Genomic DNA, 16,671 nt, shown 5'->3' with positions numbered 1-16,671 from the left:
CTGGACACGGGGTTTGTACCGCCGTACCCGCCATAGGGTCGGCCATTACCAGCAGAGACCCCACCTGATGGAAGAGTGGCTGGAGTACTTGCGGTCTTAGCTTGGGTCTGCCCTTGCTTCGCATCGTTCGGATCGGGGCGGTCGAGGCAGTGGGGTATGTGCCGGTCTCGCTGAAGTAGCCGCTGTTCCGGATGGCAATTGCGGTGCAGGGCCCCGGATCGGTGAAGGTCTCGGCTCGGGCGTCAGGCTCGGAGGCAGCGATCTTGAAGCTCCGAGATGACTGCCTGTTCGAGCGCGTTGATGGCACCATCCACAGCGGCCACCCGGTTCGCCGTGTCCAAGATGTCGCTCAGGTCGCCTGGCTCGGCGTCGAGACGTTGCCATACCTCATCGCGATCGATATCAATAACGTGAGCGAGCTGCTCATCGACCACCTGATGCTGATCCCGGACCAGCCTTACCAAGTGTCGGAACAACAGCGTCTCATCGTCGGCGATCTTACGGTCCGCCGTAATGACGAGCCACGCGACCCACAACATCAACTGTGGGTGCTGACTGCGCTTGCTCAGACCGTCAGCGACTTCGATCACCCGCGCCTCGTTCCGGAAGACGGCCTGCGCGTGCCGCCCGGCGAGCAGCGTCGTATAGCGGTTCAACACCACCGCAAGTGGAACGCCGACCATGGGGATGCCGATCTTGATGACGTTGCGCTGCAGGAGAAATTTGCCGACGAAGGGCAACCCCTTCGCGGCGCTCAGCACAGCTCCGGAATAGAAGCGCTTGATCACCGGTCGCGCCATGACAGGCGCAAACTTGAGTACACCTTCACGGGCGACTTCTCCGCCCTTGATCGTGAAGGCCACTCGGATGAGCTTCCACATGTCTTCGGGGTCGGACAGGTCGAGCGGAACTCGATAGAGCACTGCGACATCGTGTGCCAAGCGGAGCTGGAGCTGGCTGATGAACGTGACATCGACCATGAGGGTCGCGATGGCGGCCGGGACAGTCGCCGGCGAGGCACCGCCGAAGGTCCCGAGGGTGGCGACGACGGTCGCCGTGTAGGCGCCGGCGGAAAGCCCTCCTTCGAGCGCGGCGTACCGAGCCGCTACTTTGATCCGCTGATCGACAATGGCATCCGCGGGTACGCCCTCATACCGCTGCTGAAAGTACTGCCAGTCGACCTTGGCGGTGTAGGAGCTCAGGGCCTGGGCGAGGAGCTTGGTGAACCAGCCACCAGACTTGATGTCGTCCGGGCTCAGCCCTTTGACGAAATTCCGCAGCTTGGCCCGCTCATGCTCGACAGCTTGACGGTCGGCGTCGTCGTTTTCGGCGTCGACAGCGTCAATCGGAGCTTCGGTCATGGCGAGTCCCTCCAGGGCAGTCCAGTGTGTAGCCAGGTTGCCTGGTTTGGTCACCGCGATCAACTGAACCGTCCCGGATTCTGTGGAGACCAAGCCCTCCCGCGTCATCGGGGGAGGGTCAGACCGCCTACGACGGCTGCTATGCCCCGCCGCACCCGCCTGGTCGACCTGCTCCGGGCCGCCGGCAGCCGGTGGGCGATCGAGGAATGCTTCAACAGGCCAAACAGGAAGCCGGACTCGACGATTACCAGGTGCGCGACCGGCGGGCCTGGCGCGCCCACATCACTCTGGCCATGGCCCCACACGCCTGGCTCACCGTCGCTGCCGGCGGCAGGATCTTGGCCAGTATCTTCTCGCAGACCAGCGGCAGGTTCGGGTCGTCGCAGGGTACGTTGTTGATGACCAGCGTCGCGTCGGGCGGGGCACCCGGCCGCGCAGGACGGCGACGGCCTGCGCCTCGGCGTGGTCCATGACCACGGCCCGTGACAGGGGTGGGCGTAGGCCGACCCCGGCGGCGGTGGTAGGTCCGCTCGATCCAGGTCACGATCGCCAGGCGCAGGTCGTGGCGGGTGCGTCAGCGTTGCCGGTCCAGAACACTGTCTGCAGCCGGGCGCGATGCGCTTCCATCGCGGCCTTGTCGCCGGTTGCGCCGACCCGGCCCATCGAGCCGACCAACCCGTTGGGGTGCAACGCCTTCACGACTCTCTTGACCGGAACTGCGCGGATGGAGTGCACGATCGTGCCGGCCGGGTCCCTCCCGCTGCCGAACGGCGTTCGACAACGCCGCCACGGCCAGGGATGCCTTCATCCATGAGCCGATGGAGTAGCCGACGATCCGGCCGGAGACACGTCCTTGACCGCGTACAGGTGCAGCCTGCCCTCGGTGGTGGGGTGCTTGGTGATGTCGGTTAGCCGCACCCGGTTTGCCGCGCCGGCGGTGAACCGGTGTTGCAGCAGATCGTCGTGTACCGCCGGGCCGGTCCGTCTGGTCAGCTCCTTGCGCTTGGCGACCACCGGATACGGGTGGGGTTACCCCGAGTCGTGGCTATGAGCGGACGTACGACGGTCAACAGCGCCGGCACGTCACTGCGGAATCCGGCCGTTCGCCAACCGCAATGGTCGATATCCTGGCTGGCATGGCCATCGCTCGCTTGCCCCTCATCGCTATCGACTGCCCCGATCCTGGTGCGCTCGCCAGGTTCTACGGCGCGATGCTGGATTGGAAGATCGACGTCTCCGCCGACCGGGCTTCGGGCTGCCCCGAGGACGGCCAGTGCATCGCCTTCCATCGGGTCGCTGATTACACGCCGCCGACGTGGCCGACCCAGGAGCGACCCAAGCAGATGCACCTCGACATGCTCGTTGACGACCTTGACGCCGCCGAGGCAGCAGTGATCAACCTCGGTGGAACCAAGCACCCGGACCAGCCGGTGCGTCCTACAGGGTCTTCCTGGACCCTGCAGGTAACCCCTTCTGCCTTTGCCTGAAATGATTCTGATCGGCGTCGGTGACGGCGATCGGCACCACCAGATCGGACAGGCCGCACGAGGACGACGACAGCCGGCCACCGCCTGCGAACGCTCCACCGGGTGAGAACACCTGAGATCAATGCCAGCCGACATCGACCCATGCGTCCGGGAACCCATTCGGCGACGTCGCTACGGCGTATCGCCCGATCCGCACCCAACCTTCGCGCCGGGACGAGCGTCGACCAGCCCGGCGGCCGGCAGGAGCCGGCGCGGCCGATCCGCCGTGGCTCATTCCACCGCGGCTGGAAGAGTAGTCCGTCATGGATTCAGCTTCGGATGTGGACGGACGGTTGACCCTTCGCGACGGGCGGACGCTCGCCTGGCACGAATGGGGTGTGCCCGACGGGATCCCGATCCTGCGGCTGCAGGGCACACCCGGATCCCGGTTCGCCCGGCATCCGATCTGGGAGCGACTCGGGGTACGGGTCATCATGGCTGACCGCCCCGGCTTCGGCGCCTCGACCCGGATGCCCGGCCGCGGCCTCGCCTCGGTCGCCGACGACCTGGTCGAACTGCTCGACCACCTCGGCCTGGACCGGGTGCCGGTCACCGGGCAGAGCGGCGGCGGCGCGCACGTGCTCGCGCTGGGCGCCCGGCACCCGGCACGGATCAGTGCCGCGACGGTGATCGCTGGCGGCGCCCCGCTGACCGATGCCGACATCCCACTGCTGATCGGCTACAACGCCGAAGCCCACCGGCGCTTCGATGACGGTGGCCAGGAGGCGCTGTACCAACTGCTGCGCGACTACCGTGAGAAGGCGCTCGCCGACCCGCTCGCCGACATCCGTACCTCGATGCACGATGCTCCGCCCGAAGACCAGGCGGTGCTGAGCGACCCCACCTTCCAGCAGATCCTGCGCCAGGACCGGACCGAAGCGCTACGCCAAGGCGCGGAGGGCTGGTGCGACGAGTGTCTCGCGGCATCCGACTGGGACATCGCCCCCGAAGCAGTGACTGTCCACGTCGTCTGGTACCACTCCCGCCACGACGCCAACGAACCACTCCAGGCCGTGCAGCGGCTCGCCGACCGGCTGCCATCCGTCGAGTTGCGGCTGTGGGAGGGCGGCCACCTCGAGGCGTTCCACCGCCAGGAGGAACTGATCCGTGATCTCCTCACCCGCGCCGAACTCCGATGAGAGGAGATGCGAACGGCCAACGTGCGGATGTCTGAGAGCCGAGAACCAACTCGCCACCTTCATGCCCGAGCTCGCCACGCTGCAGGCCCAACTCCGGGTGACGCCGAGGCATCCACAAGATCGACCGCCAAGTGGCCCGCTCCATCCCAGTTGGCTCTCGCCTGGTCGCGGCGACCGCCGGTGGCGCGACGAAAAGTACTGTGGTTCGGTGGAGGGGAACGGGTACAGCACGGACGGCATCGAGGTTCTCGAGTTCGACGAGTCCGTGAAGAGATGGCTCGACATGTACTTCGGCACCGGTCGAGGCAGCCCTGACCTCGCCACACGTGTGCTCAGCGGCGTGCTGGCACATGCGCTGCACCCGGCCGCGCGGCTTGCCGCGGCGCATACCCTGCGGGCCACGGCCGAGGTCACCGGTGACCTTTCCTTCGTGGTCACCGACGATCAAGCCGATGCCTTGGCCGGGTCCGGCTCCGTACGGCTGGGCTACAACGGGTCGTTGCTCGGTCCCGTCCGGTGGATCAGCGCCGCAGCCGCCGCTGTCAGTTCACGCACCGTGGTCGAGGTGTGGCGGGACGGGCGCGGCCTCTGCCAGGAACTCGCCGGCCTGCACCCGATTGCGGAGCCCCGCGACATTCATCCGCCAACCGGGGTGGGGACGAGGGTGTCCTTCGAGCTGAACAACGCCTACTTCGGTCCGGGCCAGGTCATCGCCGCGAACCTGGCATCCCTGGACCTGCACGGCCCGGACTGCGTCGACCCCGCCGGACCCGGGCACGTCACCGTCATTGACATGCGGGGCCGCGAGGAGCCCATCGTGATCCCGTACCGGTGACAGCCATCGGCGGCGAACGGCCGCTGCCGTTGCTGGCGCAGGTCGGTGCCGGCGGGTGTAGCAGCGGCGAGCTGCCCCGCGGTGAACCGCAGGGCTTCGGCTGCATCGGCCAGTGACGTCCGTATCGCCACGGCATCGGTTTCGTCCAGGCCGTCGCTCGCGCTGCCGGTCGAGCTGTGGTCGGTGTTCCGCGAGGCCGGTCATGCGGGAGTGGCAGCCGGTGCCCGGCTGCTGTTGCCCGACGCCCGGTTCGGATGGGGCTGACCCTCCAGGCATAGCCGCTGTGGGCGGCGGCGCGGAGGTCCGACTACCTGCGTTGGTACGCCGTAGCGGCCGCAGCACCGATTTGGAGACGGCGTCGAGGCGAGGTCTTCTCCCGGGAGCGCTCTCGCCTCTACCGTGCGTTTCGTCCTCGCCCGCAGAGCGGGCATCGACCACGAGCCCAGCAACCGGCGCCTACCGCCGTGCCGCATATCGCCGTCTGCCGTACGCGTCGCTTCTTCACTCGAAACGGACCTGTTCATGGAGAGCATCACGAAGAACCGCCAGTCACCCGCGACGTTGCGGGCGATGATCGCCCGTGCCTACGGGCCTGATCAGGTTCCCCGGGGCGACGATCGGGACTGGGTCAGCGAGCTGGAGCACGGCTGGTTCAACGTGGCGTACCGGATTCGGCTACGTGACGGCCGGCAGGTGGTTCTGAAGATCGCGCCGCCGGCGCACGTCGAGGTGATGAGCCATGAGCGCGGGGCGATGGCCACCGAACTGGTGGCACTGAGTCTGATCCGCGAGCGCAGCGCCGTTGCGGTGCCGGCGGTCGATTTCGCCGACCGGAGCCGAGAGCTGTGCGACGCCGACTACTTCTTCATGCCGTTCGTCGAGGCGGACAACTTCGGCATCCTGCAGGAGGAGGGAAAGCTGTCTGCGGTCGAGCGGGATGCCTACAACGAGGCGCTGGGCGCGGCCAACCGTGAGCTGAACACGATCCGCGGGGACTGGTTCGGTGCGCTGGCCGGACCGGGGGAGCCGACCTGGCGGGCCTGTTTCAGCCGCAAGCTCACGGAGGTGTTGGGCGACGGCGTGCGTCGCGGCGTCGACCTGGGTTACGACGTCGACGTCATCGGTAAGGCGACCGACGCGCACCTGGACGCTCTCGACGAGGTGACCGAGCCGCGCTTCATCGAGATCGACCTGTGGGACAGCAACACGATGGTCCGGGACGGGAAGATCGTCTGCATCATCGACCACGAGCGTGCCTTCTTCGGCGATCCGCTCATGGAGGCAGGTTTCACCGGCATCGACCTGCCGGACGGTTTCGGCGACCCCGCGGCATTCATCCGCGGGTACGGCTACGGCGAACTGACCGCCAACGAACGGCGGCGCCGCTGGCTCTACAGCATCTACCTGATCCTCGTCATGATCATCGAGACGGACTACCGCGGGCACACCACCACCGCGCAGTACGACTGGGCCCGTGGGCAGTTGCGCCTGCTCATGGCCGCGTCCGACAAGGTGGACCGCTGAGCGTCGGCGCTGCGGCGCTGGGGACCCGGCCGGTCGGGCGGCTGCTGTGGCACAACTGCTCCCAGACCACCGTGTCGGTCGGTGTCTACGGCATCTACGCGCTGACGAACGCGTGGTTCGTCGCGCGCGGGGTGGGCACCGAGGCGATGGCCGCGGTCAACCTCGCAGCCCCGGTGCTGCTCGTGCTCGGCGCGGTGGCGACCACCGTCGGTGTGGGCGGTGCCTCCCTGGTGTCCCGGCGTCTCGGTGCGGGTGATCCCGCCGGTGCGGCCCGCGCGGCAGGCAACGCGTTGGCCCTGTTCTGGCTGACCGCCGCCGCGCTCGGCATCGTCGGCCTGGTCGCCATCGAACCGCTGCTCACGCTGCTCGGGGCGACCGGCGACGCCCGCGCCGACACCCGCGCGTACGTGGTGGTGCTGTTGTGCGGGACGCTGGTGGCCACCGGCTTCTCGAGCCTGGTCCGCGCCGAGGGCCGTATGCGCTACGCCACGATGATCTGGGTCGTCGCGGTCCTCGTACAGATCACCCTGGACCCGATCCTGATCTTCGGTTTCGGGTTGGGCGTGCGTGGCGCCGCGCTGGGCACGGTGGGCGGGCAGACGGTCTCCGCGGGTATGGCCCTGTGGTTCTTCTTCGGCCGCAATCGCCGGGCGTACGACATCGGATGGCGTGACCTGATCCCGCACGGCCCGACCCTGCGGGCGTTGGTCGGCATCGGCACGCCGTCGTTCCTTGCCGGGTTCGGCGCCACCCTGCTCGGCGTCCTGGTGAACAACCTGCTCGCCGGGGCCGCGGGCACGCTGGCCCTTGCCGCGTACGCCGTCAGTGCCCGCATCCAGACCTTCGTGATGATGCCGCAGTTGGGTATCAGCCAGGGCGTGCAGCCGATCGTCGGCTACAACGTCGGACGGCGGCTGCACGACCGTGTCCGCCGCGCCCGCGTGCTCGCCCTGCGGGCCTCCCTCGGCTACGGCGCGCTCGCCGCCCTCTCGCTCATCCTGTTCTCCGGCCCACTGGTGGCGGTCTTCGTCGACGATCCCGCGATCGCCGGCCCCACCGAGCACGCACTGCGCGTCATCGCGGTCGGGGTCGCCGTGGCCGGGATCCCACCGCTCGTGTCGGCGTACTTCCAGGCGCTGGGCCGGACCGCTCCGTCGTACCTCATCTCCGTCGGCACGCTCGTGCTGATCAAGGCGCCGCTCGTCGTGGCGTTCAGCCACGCCGGCGTCACCGCGATCTGGACGGGCCTCGCCGCCGGCGAAGCGGTCTCCGCACTCGTCGCCCTGCTTGTCCTACGGCGCGTACGCGCCGGCGACCCTGTCACCACCATCAGGCGTCCGGTAGTTGACGGGTGATCGGACGGTGCTCGCCCGCGTCACCAGTTCGACCGGGAAGCACTGCCGATACCCGGGCCGGACAGCGCCGTCGATCAGCAGACGGGTCGCGGCGGCCGCCATCTCCTCGACGGGCATGCGCATCGTGGTCAGCGGCGGGTTGGCGCACACCGCGGCGATGCTGTCGTCGAAACCGACGACGCTGATGTCCTGCGGGACGCCCCGGCCGGTGGCGGTGATCGCCTGCAGCGCGCCGGCCGCCATCAGGTCACAGGCCACGAACATCGCATCGACATCTGAATGATCCTCCAGAAGCCGGCGGGCGGCGTCCTGGCCGTCCTCGCGCCGGAAGTCACCGCCGTCGCTCAGCTCCGGCAGACCGAACTCGCGAACCGCGCGCAGGTAGCCGGTCCGGCGATCAACCGCGTCCGAGCTGTCGGGTGGGCCGTAGATCGCCGCGATACGCCGCCGACCCAGTCCGTACAGGTACTCGACCGCGGCGTACGCGCCCCCGACGTTGTCCGCCTCGATGACCGGCACCGTCGGCGAACTCGGGGACAGGTGCACCACCCGGCGGCACCGCTGCTGAAACCGCGACGCCATGGCCGACGTGACATTCGTCAGCACCGCACCGACGGAGGCGCGCTCGGCGATCGCGTCCATCGCCGCGAAGTCATCAGGGTCGGTGATGGCCTGGATACGCACCTGAACATCCGTGCCCGCCAACGCCGAGGCAGCGCCGGCCAACACCCGACTGTAGTACGGATGCGAGCCCAGCCAGCCGATGACCGGGCCGTGCGTCACCGCCACAACGTCGACCGCACGCTGCCGCCCCGACGCCAATGCCCGCGCCGCCTGGTCCGGCACGTATCCCAGATCGGCCACGACCTCGCGAACCCGGCCCCGTACCAGCTCCGAAGCACCCGGTTCGTTGTTCAGCACCCGCGACACCGTCGACCGGGAAACCCCCGCCCGTCTGGCAACATCGTTGATCGTCGGCCTCGACCTGCCCATCCCTGAGCCCTCCCCACATCCATGACCGACGAGGCAAACGAAGCCTACGACTACACACAGCCAGTGACCGGGCCACCGGTAGACCTTGTCGTTCGGGACGGGATCGCCCAGATCGTTCGGCGCGAACAGCGTGTAGGTGTCGAGTCGGCCTGCCCGAGGGCGTCTGCACGGACCGGCGGTGAAGGCGTAGCTGCTGGGTCACGATCCTGGTCAGCAACCGCGAACGGCATGAAGGACTCAGTGGAGGCCGCCACGGTGCCCTGGGGCGCGGCGGGCTGGGCCCGGTCAGCGGCGTTCAGCGGGTTCGGTGTGCGCTGAACCACGGCGCGGCGAAGTCGACAAGGGCGCGAATCGGCAGGAGCTGGGCAGGTGCGTCACCGACGGGGCCGGTGCGGCGGAGTCCACCGCTGACGACGAACGCATCGACGACATCGACGAAGTCGTCGTCTTCGACCCACAGTTCTTCCCAGCTCACCCAGGTTCGGCGGCCGTCTCTGATCAGGGCGGCACCGTTGCCGACAAGGTGCTTGCGTGGCCATTGCGCGCGATGCTCCGCCAGGTGCAGGGCGGTGATCTTCGCCGGTGTCGTGCCGAGAAGCAGTACGGACGCGTCCAGGTCGTACAGGGCCCTGAGCGGCGAGCGTTCCCCGACCGGGCTGTCGAGATCATGCGTGGCCGTGATGGCCGCCGCCTGCGGTCCGTTGGCGGATATCGAGCGATGTGGGTGCCCGGATCTCCGTGTGCCCGGCACGGTCCGGAACAGTTCGGCGACTGCACCCATGGTCCGGGTGGGCGTGACCTGCGGCGCGTACACGGGCAGGTTGTCACGGATGGCCGGCCACCACGCGGCGGGCTCCAGATTGAGGTAGGCGGGGTCGCACAGCTGCCATGACTGCGTGGGCATCACCAGCGTTCCGGTCGGCCCGACGGCGTCTCGAAGGGCCTCGAGTACCGTCTGCTCGCCGCCGATGACCCAGCCGAGGGACTTCAGTGACGTGTGCACCATCACGGCCATTCCCGCGCTCAGGCCGAGCTCTTCGAGGTCGGCAGCGAGCTGCGTGCGGGTAACAGGGCGCCGTGACTGCATCGGCGTCCCTCCTTCACGATCGCATGTCGGACGTGCATCAAAGCCGGTAACCCGTCTTGTCGGCGTCGGTGATCTCGCGCAGCACCCGGGCCGGCGGTCCGACGGCGACGACGTTCGCCGGGATCGGGCGGGTGACCACGCCGCCCGAGCCGATGATCGTGTTCGCGCCGATGGCCACACCGTGGATGATCGTAACGCCGCCGCCGATCCAGACGTGATCGCCGATAGCGACCGGCTGGTAGTGACCGGCTTGGCGAGCGGATGTCGCACAAGTGCAGGCCAGCGCTAGTCTGCAAGCAATGATCAGTGACGCCTCCAGGGCTCAACCAACGTCAGCGGAACGTTTGTTACGCGGGTTGGCCAGGAACCCGGCGGCACGGGTCGACGTGCTGCTGGGTGTGCTCCGCACCGCACCGTTGCCTGCTTGCCAGGGGCTCGAAGCCCGCCGTGATCTACCGCGTCCGCTGCAGGACGTGATGGTCGAGCATCCGTTGCGCGATGTCCGTAGCGTGCTGGCCGAGCATCCAGGAGTCGATCCAGGGATTCGCGGCCGGCTGCTGCTGGCCGATCCCGACTGGCGGGTGGTGGTGCGGGCCTTCGGCAGTCCGGACCAACAGCCTCTTTCCGACCACGTACTGCACTCACTGCTAGCGAGGATCGAGGACGTGCCTCCCGAGGCACTCGTGACCGTTCCGGAGCTGTACGCCGAGCTATGGCCGGCCATGCGATACGACCTGCGTCTCTACCGACTTGCCGCGAAGCATCCCGATCCACGCGTGCGCCGGCACGCGGCCGCTTTCCCGCGGTACCTGGACGATTCCTCGCGCGGGGCACTGATGGCAGACCCGGTCCCAGAGATCCGGGAGGTCATCGTCGCAGCCATCGCCGAGGAGCAGCGGGTCATGCAGCCCGCCGATTTGCCCGATCATCACTGCCACGGATTCTGGGCCGTGCTTCAGCGACCGCTGTCACGGGCATTGGTCGATCGGATCGTCGCCAGCGGCGATGAAGCCGCGCTGTACTTCGTGGGCCCGAATCCGAGCACCCCGCCGGACGTGGTGCAGGCGCTGCTGCGCCACTCGGCCGCCGAGGTTCGCCGCCGGCTCGCCGAGCGCATCGACCTCAGTCGCGAGCAACTGCTTCTCCTCGCCTGCGATTCCGTTGTCGAGGTCCGCACCGCGGTCTCCGTTAATCCTGGTCTGACCGAGCAGCAGCGGGCCGACATCGACATCGATGTCACCACGGTTGGCGGTGACGGCCACTACGGTCCCCGCCGGCGATGCCGGCACCACGACCATGCCTTCGTCGATGAACGCGTGCCCCCGCTCGCCGATGCGATGCGGTGGGCCAGTTCCGTCAACCCGTTGCTACGCCGCCGGGCGGCCCGAAACCCCGAACTGCCATCGAGCCTGGTCACCAGTCTCGCCGACGACCCCGATCTTGGCGTACGGGTGCTGCTCGCCCTGCATCATCCGGATGCCCCTTCGGGGCATCTGTTGCGCTGCTTCCTGGAGTACCACGGCTGCGGCCGTGAGCAACTCACCGAGCTTGCGCGCTTCCCGACAGCGGGAGTGGCAGTATTCGCCGACCACACCGACCCTGCCGTACGGCGGCTGGCCGTCCGGGACCCACAGGCCGACCCGGAACTCGTCGAACAGCTGTTGTGCGATCCGGACATCACCGTGCGGCAGGCGACGGCCTCCTGCCGACGACTGCCGCACGCCCGGATCACCGCACTGCTCGGCGACCCGGAGCTGGCCGAACACGCGGCGGCCAATCCGGCACTACCGGTCGAACAGATGCGTCGAATCCTGGAAAGTGCGCCCGTACCGGAGGCCTGATCAGGTGCACGCTACTGCCGCCGACCGCGCCATGACCTGCGGCCGGGACAAGTTCGTTTCCAGCCTTACCCGTCCGCCAGTGGCTGGTTCGCCAGTTCGATGGCGTAAGTGTCGGTCGCGCCGATGTCGGCGACTGCCTGTTGGGCGACCCTCTGTTCTCCTCGGGCGCGAAGCAGACGAACGAGAAGGTACAGGGCGGTCTTGTCGCCGTGCTCGGCACGCCGCCGTAGCTCGCCGTCGCGGTCTTCCTCGTACAGGAACCTGTCCAACCGGCGCCGTGCGTGAACGTCGGTCTCGGCGAGCTCCGCCAGCTCATGCAAGAGCCCGGCCTTCACGAGCAACTCCATATGCCACAGGTGCGCGTGATGTCGGTAGTGATCACGGCTGTAGCACTCGGCGAATCCGCTGACCACAGCGATTGCCGTAGCCCAGTCGCCACGCTCTTCGGCCGCTTCCGCCGATGCCTGGTCGAACGGTGCTTCCATCGCAACAGTATGACGAGTTCCAGCGTTCCGACCGCACCGTGCGTGGTCGATGCTCCGCCGTCCCGACGTGTCGCCGCGAGAATGGGCATCACGCCCATGATCAGGTATCGGGATCTGCCGTGACGCGTGCGGTGGAGTCTCGGTGCGATGTCACGCTGGGTATAGCCACTTCCATCCACCAAGGGTTGGCTGGGCGTTGTGCCGACTGCCGTGTAACCCGGCGCGGGCGGAAGGCGCAGGGCCTCCTTCACGTACGGTCTCGCCGTGGTGGGGGATGACGGCGCGCAGGGTGACGCTGTCGATGGCTCCTTCGTAGAGCGCTTCGGGTGTCACGGCCAGCTGCCGCTGGTCGCTGGATGGACTCTGCCCGGCCCGCCGTCTACGTGTGGCGGCTCGGACCTACCGGTCCTCAACGGCTCGGTGTCATCGACGCGGAGGCTGCCGCCCACCCGTCCGAGCCGGTCGTCCTTCAGCCGTCGCGGTCCGGTCGTACCTTCAGGGCCGCCGCGATCCCCGCATGAACTGGTCGACCGCGGTCTCCACGATCCCGTCGAGCAGTTCTGGTGCCACCAGGCTGCCGTTGATGAGGGTGGCGATTCCCTGCAGCGTCGCGAAGAACACGATTCCCACGCGTTGCGGGTCGCCGGGCTGGAGTAGGCCCTCTTCCTGCCCCTCGGCGATCAGGTCGTGCAACAGCCCGAACGGTGCGGCGGCGGCCGCGAGGAGCCGGTCGGCGCCCTCGCGGTGCTTGCGGGTGAACATCAGTTCCAGCAGTGCGGCGTCCTCGGTGGCGAACCGCAGGTAAGCCGCTGCCGTGGCGTGCAGGCGCGCCCCGAACTCGGTCCCGGTGGTGCTGAGCGCCGCGCGGAGCTCCTGGTCCAACCGGGCGAATCCGGCCTCGGCGAGTGCGTCCAGCAGCGACTGACGGTCCGGGAAGTGCCGGCGTGGCGCGGCGTGGCTGACGCCGACCTCGCGGGCCAGTTCGCGCAGCGAGAGTTGGTCCGCGCCGTGCTGGCGCAGGCTGCGCTCGGCGGCGGCGAGCAATGTCGTACGGAGGTTTCCGTGATGGTACGGGGACACGATGCCACCCTAGCCGAAGATGTTGCTGTTGACGACATTGTTGTCACCGCATACATTGCTTCCCATGACAACGTTCACGGACGCGCAGATCCCGGCTCTGACCGGCCGCACCATCGTCGTCACCGGCGCGAACAGCGGCATCGGGCGCGCCGCCACCGGCATGCTCGCCGCCAAGGGGGCCCACGTCGTACTCGCCGTCCGCGACCTCGCCAAGGGTCGCGCCGCCGCCGCGACGATGACCGGCGACATCGACGTACAGCAGCTCGACCTCGCCGATCTCGCCTCGGTCCGCGCGTTCGCCGAGAGGTCCACCGAGCCGATCGACGTGCTCATCAACAACGCGGGTCTGATGATCCCGCCACTGGGTCGTACCGCCGACGGTTTCGAGCTTCAGTTCGGCACCAACCACCTCGGGCACTTCGCGCTCACGAATCTCCTCCTGCCGCGGATCCGGGGGCGGGTGGTCACCGTCTCCTCCACCGGGCACCGCACGGGCACGATCGACTTCGACGACCTCAACTGGCAGCGCAGGCGCTACCGGGCTTTCCCGGCGTACGCGCAGTCGAAGCTGGCCAACCTGCTGTTCACCCTGGAACTGCAGCACCGCCTGACCGAGGCGGGCTCACCGGTGATCGCGACCGCCGCCCATCCCGGCTTGGCCGCCACGAACCTCCTCGGGCACCTCGAGAACGGGCAGTCCCCGCTGCGCTGGCTCCAGACGAATTTCCTCGGGCACCTGGCGCAGAGCGAGGAGGCCGGCGCGCTGCCTGTCGTCTACGCGGCGGTGGCGGACGTCCCCGGCGGCAGCTACGCCGGCCCCAGCGGCTTCCTGGAGAGCCGCGGTGCACCGAAGCTCGTCGGCCGGTCCGGAGCCGCCCGCGACAGCGCGCTCGCCCGTCGACTGTGGACGGTGTCCGAGGAACTGACCGGCGTCACCTTCCCGCTCGCCGCCGCGTCCGGTGAGCACCGGAGCGGTCCTCCCGGCCACGGTCGGTAGATCCCGTGAAGGACCCGGAAGGCAGACCGGGTGGGAAGACCGACGCGTACGTCCTCGCTGTCAGGCGGCGGTGTGCCGGGCGGCGACGTCGAGGATCCAGGTGACGCCGAAGCGGTCGGTCAGCATTCCGAACGCCGGGGCCCACTGCGTCGTGGCGTAGGCCTCGACCACGGTGGCCCCGTCGACGAGCGTTCCCCACAGGGCGCCGACCTCCTCGACGGATTCGCCGCGGATGCACATGAAGTACGGCTGTCCGGTCAGCGTCATGCCGTTCTCGCGCCACGTGGTGGAAGCCGCCGCGGTGCCCGTCGTGGCTTCCGCCTGGCTGGGAACGTCGTAGGCCATGATGCGGAAGCCGTTGTCGGCTTCCACCTGGCCCCAGACGACCCTGTCGGTGTCGGGCAGTCCGTTCGGCATGCCGAAGTCGCCGTACGTGATGACCGTCAGCCGGCCGCCGAAGACCGACTGGTAGAACTCCAGCGCCCGGCGGGCGTTGCCGCGGAAGTTGAGATGTGCGGTCGTGGTGATGCCCATGGTGAGTCCTGTCGGGATGTGTCGTGGATGAGGAAGCGGCCGTGGCGGCTCCGCCGGACTGCCTTGGCTGCCGGCCGGAGCCAGATTCGCAGCAGTAGGTGCCAGGTTGTGTCACCGATATCCGGCAGACTCCGTCTCATGCAGAAAACCTCTGCGCGCCTGCTGGCTCTGCTGTCGCTGCTGCAAACCCGCAGAGACTGGCCCGGTACGGCGCTCGCCGACCGCCTGGACGTCAGCCTGCGCACCGTACGCCGCGACGTCGACCGGCTCCGCGAACTCGGCTACCCCATCGCCGCCGTCAAGGGACCCGACGGCGGCTACCGGCTCGGGGCCGGCACCGAACTCCCGCCGCTGCTTTTCGACGACGAGCAGGCCGTTGCCCTCACCATCGCCCTGCAGATCGCGGCCACCACCGCCGGTAGCGGCCTCGCCGAACCCACCGCGCGGGCCCTGAACACCGTCCGCCAGGTCATGCCCAGCCGGCTACGCCACCGGATCGACGCGCTGCGGATCACCGCCGTCGAACGACCCACCACGCAACCGGCCGTACCCGTCGACGGCGACGTCCTGCTCGCGATCAGCGCCGCCGTTCACGCCCACGAGATCCTGCGTTTCGACTACGGCACCGAAACCATGGACAGGCCGCCGCGCCGCGTCGAGCCGCACCACGTCATCTTCCGGGACACCCGCTGGTATCTCGTCGCCTGGGACCTCGACCGCCAGGACTGGCGGACCTTCCGCGCCGACCGGATACGTCTGCGCACCCCCAACGGACCCCGCTTCAGCCCGCGCGAACTGCCCGGAGGCGACGTGGCCACCTACGTCACGAGCACCTTCCGAGGCTCGAGCGACGCCTCCGGCAACTGGCCCTGCCAGGGCAGCGTCATCCTCCACCTGCCCGCGGCAACGGTCGCCCTCCACACCCGCGACGGCGTCGTCGAGGAGATCAGCCCCGACCGCTGCAAACTCACCCTCGGCTCCTGGTCCTGGCCCAGCCTTGCCGCCGCCGTCGCGCGCTACGACGCCGACTTCGAAGTCGTCGGCCCCGCCGAACTCACGCAGGCCTTCGCCCAACTGGCCCACCGGTTCAGCAGAAGCGCAGCCGAACCCACGCCGTCGGCGGTGTCGACGTCCGCAGACTTCTGCCGTCCGTCGTCAGATCAGCCGAGATAGAGGACGGCCACCGCGATCGAGGCCAACCCGAAGACGGCCGCCGGCAACACTCTGGGCGCGGGGTCACCGGCGCGGAGGTGAGTGACGACCGCTCCGGCCATCATGAGCGAGAAACCGATCGCTGCGGCTATCCCGATGGGCTTCCAGACGAGGCCGAGGCCCAGGGCTGCCGCTCCCAGGATCTGCAGAGCCCCCAGCAGGCGATAGTTTCGGGCGGAGAAGCCGAGGTGCCTGCCGTGCTCGATGGAGCTCGGCCGGCCGGTGACCATGGGCAGGCCGGTGAACAGGAACGACACCGCGAGGATTATGGCGAGGGTGTTGGCCATGGTCTCCAGGTTGCCTTTCGGTTGCATGATGCGCCCGACGCTGGACTCGTCAGTCCAGGAGCATCAGCGCAGCTCTTGCTGATGCTCTGATTCGATCCCACTCCAACCGGCCGCTGAGCGCGTCTGCGCACCACAGGTGAGCGTTGTGATCACCGCTCATGGAATCGAGTTGGCTGGAGAGCTGGGTCAGCACGCTCACAGCCGCGTTACTGAGCCAGCCTCGCTCGATGAATGTCGGCACGAGTCCGAACCCGTCGTCAAACTCGAGAGCGAGCTCGTCAACCGTCGGAGAGCGGCCATCGAAACGGCTCAGCCACGCCAGCTGCGTCTCGGCCTGCAGCGCCAGGATGGCGATACTGCGCACGAAGGCGGTAAGGTGCCGAGGGCTGGGCGACTCCACGCTGTCAGCGTAGCC

At 68.4% G+C, this 16,671-nt stretch carries 17 protein-coding genes and 2 pseudogenes; 9 read left to right on the top strand and 10 right to left on the bottom strand.

Features of this window, described 5'->3' with window-relative positions; translation table 11 throughout:
• Positions 1-242 precede the first annotated feature (242 nt).
• Positions 243-1,469 (bottom strand): hypothetical protein, encoded by a 1,227-nt coding sequence (locus Prubr_RS31520; RefSeq protein ID WP_212818691.1) that lies wholly within the window; start codon positions 1,467-1,469, stop codon positions 243-245.
• Between the two features lie 30 nt (positions 1,470-1,499).
• Here Prubr_RS31520 and Prubr_RS38430 point away from each other — a divergent pair.
• Positions 1,500-1,675, top strand: a pseudogene (locus tag Prubr_RS38430) (IS701 family transposase); the annotation flags it as partial.
• Positions 1,676-1,854: 179 nt separating this feature from the next.
• Here the strand turns inward: Prubr_RS38430 and Prubr_RS37385 are convergent.
• Positions 1,855-2,381: pseudogene (locus tag Prubr_RS37385) on the bottom strand (transposase family protein); the annotation flags it as partial.
• Between the two features lie 116 nt (positions 2,382-2,497).
• Between Prubr_RS37385 and Prubr_RS31505 the strand changes: the two are divergent.
• The 5 genes from Prubr_RS31505 (at position 2,498) to Prubr_RS31485 (ending at position 7,740) form a co-directional block, all read left to right on the top strand.
• Positions 2,498-2,848: a VOC family protein gene (locus Prubr_RS31505; protein ID WP_246567912.1), complete on the top strand. Its 351-nt coding sequence runs from the start codon at positions 2,498-2,500 to the stop codon at positions 2,846-2,848.
• A 332-nt stretch (positions 2,849-3,180) separates the two neighbouring features.
• Entirely contained in the window at positions 3,181-4,026 is an 846-nt protein-coding gene (locus tag Prubr_RS31500; RefSeq protein ID WP_212818685.1) for an alpha/beta fold hydrolase, read from the top strand.
• A gap of 208 nt (positions 4,027-4,234) precedes the next feature.
• Positions 4,235-4,861 (top strand): hypothetical protein, encoded by a 627-nt coding sequence (locus Prubr_RS31495; RefSeq protein ID WP_212818683.1) that lies wholly within the window; start codon positions 4,235-4,237, stop codon positions 4,859-4,861.
• Between the two features lie 522 nt (positions 4,862-5,383).
• Positions 5,384-6,385 (top strand): phosphotransferase family protein, encoded by a 1,002-nt coding sequence (locus Prubr_RS31490; RefSeq protein WP_212818681.1) that lies wholly within the window; start codon positions 5,384-5,386, stop codon positions 6,383-6,385.
• 71 nt (positions 6,386-6,456) lie between these two features.
• Positions 6,457-7,740: an MATE family efflux transporter gene (locus tag Prubr_RS31485; protein ID WP_212818679.1), complete on the top strand. Its 1,284-nt coding sequence runs from the start codon at positions 6,457-6,459 to the stop codon at positions 7,738-7,740.
• Here Prubr_RS31485 and Prubr_RS31480 read toward each other — a convergent pair.
• The 3 genes from Prubr_RS31480 to Prubr_RS37380 form a co-directional block, all read right to left on the bottom strand.
• The gene (locus Prubr_RS31480; RefSeq protein ID WP_212818677.1) at positions 7,678-8,733 is read right to left on the bottom strand and encodes a LacI family DNA-binding transcriptional regulator; all 1,056 of its coding nucleotides are present in this window, start codon (positions 8,731-8,733) and stop codon (positions 7,678-7,680) included. The genes Prubr_RS31485 and Prubr_RS31480 overlap by 63 nt on opposite strands.
• A gap of 295 nt (positions 8,734-9,028) precedes the next feature.
• The gene (locus Prubr_RS31475; protein WP_212818675.1) at positions 9,029-9,820 is read right to left on the bottom strand and encodes an AAC(3) family N-acetyltransferase; all 792 of its coding nucleotides are present in this window, start codon (positions 9,818-9,820) and stop codon (positions 9,029-9,031) included.
• Positions 9,821-9,857: 37 nt separating this feature from the next.
• Positions 9,858-10,046 (bottom strand): LbetaH domain-containing protein, encoded by a 189-nt coding sequence (locus tag Prubr_RS37380; RefSeq protein WP_281425962.1) that lies wholly within the window; start codon positions 10,044-10,046, stop codon positions 9,858-9,860.
• Between the two features lie 73 nt (positions 10,047-10,119).
• Between Prubr_RS37380 and Prubr_RS31465 the strand changes: the two genes are divergently transcribed.
• Positions 10,120-11,661: a hypothetical protein gene (locus Prubr_RS31465; RefSeq protein WP_246567908.1), complete on the top strand. Its 1,542-nt coding sequence runs from the start codon at positions 10,120-10,122 to the stop codon at positions 11,659-11,661.
• A gap of 65 nt (positions 11,662-11,726) precedes the next feature.
• On the opposite strand, the gene Prubr_RS31460 is transcribed toward Prubr_RS31465, so the two are convergent.
• Together Prubr_RS31460 and Prubr_RS31455 are read right to left on the bottom strand one after the other, a co-directional pair.
• A complete protein-coding gene (locus tag Prubr_RS31460) occupies positions 11,727-12,146 on the bottom strand; it encodes a hypothetical protein (RefSeq protein ID WP_212818673.1) in 420 nt (139 codons plus the stop codon).
• Positions 12,147-12,641: 495 nt separating this feature from the next.
• Positions 12,642-13,226 (bottom strand): TetR/AcrR family transcriptional regulator, encoded by a 585-nt coding sequence (locus tag Prubr_RS31455; RefSeq protein ID WP_212818671.1) that lies wholly within the window; start codon positions 13,224-13,226, stop codon positions 12,642-12,644.
• 64 nt (positions 13,227-13,290) lie between these two features.
• Between Prubr_RS31455 and Prubr_RS31450 the strand changes: the two genes are divergently transcribed.
• Entirely contained in the window at positions 13,291-14,223 is a 933-nt protein-coding gene (locus Prubr_RS31450; protein WP_212818669.1) for an oxidoreductase, read from the top strand.
• A gap of 60 nt (positions 14,224-14,283) precedes the next feature.
• On the opposite strand, the gene Prubr_RS31445 is transcribed toward Prubr_RS31450, so the two are convergent.
• Complete coding sequence (locus Prubr_RS31445) at positions 14,284-14,757, bottom strand: VOC family protein (RefSeq protein WP_212818667.1); 474 nt, start codon at positions 14,755-14,757, stop codon at positions 14,284-14,286.
• 138 nt (positions 14,758-14,895) lie between these two features.
• Here Prubr_RS31445 and Prubr_RS31440 point away from each other — a divergent pair, with 138 nt between their 5' ends.
• On the top strand, positions 14,896-15,930 hold the full coding sequence (locus tag Prubr_RS31440) for a helix-turn-helix transcriptional regulator (protein ID WP_212818665.1): 1,035 nt from the start codon (positions 14,896-14,898) through the stop codon (positions 15,928-15,930).
• On the opposite strand, the gene Prubr_RS31435 is transcribed toward Prubr_RS31440, so the two are convergent.
• Together Prubr_RS31435 and Prubr_RS31430 are read right to left on the bottom strand one after the other, a co-directional pair.
• Positions 15,918-16,256: a DoxX family protein gene (locus Prubr_RS31435; RefSeq protein ID WP_212818663.1), complete on the bottom strand. Its 339-nt coding sequence runs from the start codon at positions 16,254-16,256 to the stop codon at positions 15,918-15,920. The genes Prubr_RS31440 and Prubr_RS31435 overlap by 13 nt on opposite strands.
• Before the next feature lie 49 nt (positions 16,257-16,305).
• Complete coding sequence (locus tag Prubr_RS31430; protein WP_212818661.1) at positions 16,306-16,656, bottom strand: hypothetical protein; 351 nt, start codon at positions 16,654-16,656, stop codon at positions 16,306-16,308.
• Positions 16,657-16,671: the final 15 nt, after the last annotated feature.

This window comes from Polymorphospora rubra (assembly GCF_018324255.1).
In the GTDB taxonomy this organism is placed as follows: domain Bacteria; phylum Actinomycetota; class Actinomycetes; order Mycobacteriales; family Micromonosporaceae; genus Polymorphospora; species Polymorphospora rubra.
Note: the sequence above shows the minus strand (reverse complement) of the source record. Positions and strands in the feature narration are given on the sequence as shown.